The 2,670-nt window shown below is 48.7% G+C and carries 2 protein-coding genes; both read left to right on the top strand.

Annotation, left to right across the window (positions count from 1 at the left end; genetic code table 11):
- Nucleotides 1-101 precede the first annotated feature (101 nt).
- A complete protein-coding gene (cysD, locus tag KDK17_RS04665; RefSeq protein ID WP_257253079.1) occupies nt 102-1,058 on the top strand; it encodes a sulfate adenylyltransferase subunit CysD in 957 nt (318 codons plus the stop codon).
- Nucleotides 1,058-2,670: sulfate adenylyltransferase subunit CysN (gene cysN / locus KDK17_RS04660; protein ID WP_257287463.1), on the top strand; the 1,613-nt coding region annotated here is incomplete at its 3' end. The genes cysD and cysN, both read left to right, overlap by 1 nt.

Below are 2,670 nucleotides of genomic sequence, written 5' to 3'. Positions count from 1 at the left end.
ATGTTATGAATTATTGGTATAGTTTTTTTGTTTTATATTCCAATGGTGCTGCTAGTATTCGAGCTAAGAACAATTTTTAGCCAGCTTCGGGTCTAGCATTCATGTCTGATACAGCCACTCAGGAGAGCACTCAAGAAGGTGCTAACGAGCTTTCTGGAGAGCGCCTCAACCATTTGAAGCAGCTCGAAGCAGAGAGCATCCAGATTATCAGGGAAGTTGCTGCCGAGTTTGATAACCCGGTTATGCTCTACTCTATTGGTAAAGATTCAGCGGTCATGTTGCATCTGGCAATGAAAGCCTTTTATCCGGGTAAACCGCCTTTTCCCCTCATGCATGTAGATACCACGTGGAAATTCAGGGAAATGATTCAGTTCCGTGACAGGTTGGTCGACGACCTGGGTCTTGAGTTGATTGTTCATATCAACCAGGACGGTGTTGAGCAGGGCGTAGGCCCTTTTTCCCACGGTAGCGCTAAACACACTGATATAATGAAAACCCAGGCCTTGAAACAGGCTTTGGACAAGCACGGTTTTGATGCTGCATTTGGTGGGGCTCGTCGTGATGAGGAGAAATCACGAGCGAAAGAGCGGGTTTACTCTTTTCGGGACAAGCACCATCGCTGGGATCCCAAAAATCAGCGCCCGGAACTCTGGAATATCTACAACAGTGAAGTAGAGAAGGGTGAAAGCATTCGGGTCTTCCCCCTGTCCAACTGGACTGAGCTGGATATCTGGCAGTATATCTATCGCGAGAATATTCCCATTGTTCCACTCTATCTGTCTAAGGAACGCCCGGTGGTAGAGCGTGATGGCAATCTGATTATGGTTGATGACGAACGTATGCCTCTGGAACCCGGCGAGAAGCCAGTGATGAAGAAAGTGCGCTTCCGTACCCTGGGCTGTTATCCATTGACGGGAGCCGTTGAGTCAGAAGCGGACACTCTGCCTGATGTGATCCGGGAAATGTTGCTCACCAAAACATCTGAACGTCAGGGCCGTGTTATTGACCATGACAGTGCCGGTTCTATGGAGAAGAAAAAGCAGGAAGGTTATTTCTAATGAGTCATCAATCTGATCTGATCGAGTCTGATATTCAGGAATACCTGCGTCGGCATGAGCAGAAAGAAATTCTGCGTTTTCTGACCTGTGGCAGTGTTGACGATGGCAAGAGCACACTGATTGGTCGACTTTTACATGACACCAGCATGATCTATGAAGATCAGCTGGCTTCCGTTGAAAACGACAGCAAGCGTGTTGGAACCCAGGGCGAAAAAGTCGATCTGGCACTGCTGGTGGATGGTCTTCAGGCTGAGCGCGAGCAAGGCATTACCATTGACGTGGCCTACCGTTACTTCTCCACTGAAAACAGGAAATACATCATTGCCGACACTCCGGGTCACGAGCAGTACACCCGGAACATGGCGACTGGTGCTTCCACCTGTGATCTGGCCATTATTCTGGTGGATGCCCGTCAGGGAGTACTGACACAGACTCGCCGTCATACCTATATTGCCAGCCTGCTGGGTATCAAACATCTGGTAGTAGCTATTAACAAGATGGATCTGGTGGACTTCAGCCAGAAACGTTTTGAAGAGATTCGGAATCAGTACCTGGATTTCTCCGAGTCACTGAACCTGGGCGATGTTCGTTTTGTCCCGGTATCGGCTCTGGATGGCGATAATGTTGTTTATCGCAGTGAAAAAGCTGACTGGTACACAGGCCAGACTCTGATGGAAGTAATGGAAAGTGTAGAGGTTGCCCATGACCGTAACCTCGATGATTTCCGTCTTCCGGTTCAATACGTGAGCCGACCCGATCTCGATTTTCGTGGTTATGCCGGAACCATTGCTTCTGGTGCAGTGAAGCCTGGCGACAGAGTTAAGGTGCTACCTTCAGGACTGGAAAGTGCAGTTGAAAGAGTAGTTACCTACGACGGTGATCTGGATAAAGGTTTTGCCGGTCAGGCTGTCACTCTGACACTGAAGGACGAGATCGATATCAGCCGGGGTGACATGCTGGTGCACGCCCGGGATGATATTTCAGTTTCTTCTCGCCTGAATGCCAGTGTTGTCTGGATGGCAGAGCAGGCAATGAAGCCAGGACGTCAGTATCTGATTAAATTTGCCACCACTAAAGTGGCAGGAAGTTTTACGGGTATTAACTATAGAGTGGATATTAACACTCTGAAACAACAGGATGCCGATGAACTGGCACTGAATGAGATAGGCTCGTGCAAGCTGGCACTCACGCAGCCTGTTGTTTTTGATCGTTATGTAGATAATCGTCAAACCGGTGCCTTTATTGTTATTGATCGCTTAAGCAATGCAACCGTTGCTGCTGGTATGGTTGAATCTGTTGCTAATGAGGGTGATACCGCTGATAAGGTTCTGGCCAGTGACAGGGCAAATCGACTGCGTCAGGAGTCAGCTCTGGTTCTGGTTGACGGTTCTGAAGCTTATCTGCAGAAAGTAGAGCGTCACTTGTTTGATCGTGGTCTATTGCCTGTCATCGTTGATCAGCAGGATCAACACTGGGTTCAGAAAACAGAAGCCCTGCTTCAGGCGGGACTGGTTGTTCTGATGGCCAGGACTGAGCTGAAAGACCTGCAGGTTGAGGTTTTACACAATATCAACGAGTCAGACAGTCTGTCGGCTCTCGTCAATTCTCTGTC

The sequence above is a fragment of the Endozoicomonas sp. SESOKO2 genome, from assembly GCF_024606245.1.
GTDB lineage: Bacteria > Pseudomonadota > Gammaproteobacteria > Pseudomonadales > Endozoicomonadaceae > Endozoicomonas_A.
Note: the sequence above shows the minus strand (reverse complement) of the source record. Positions and strands in the feature narration are given on the sequence as shown.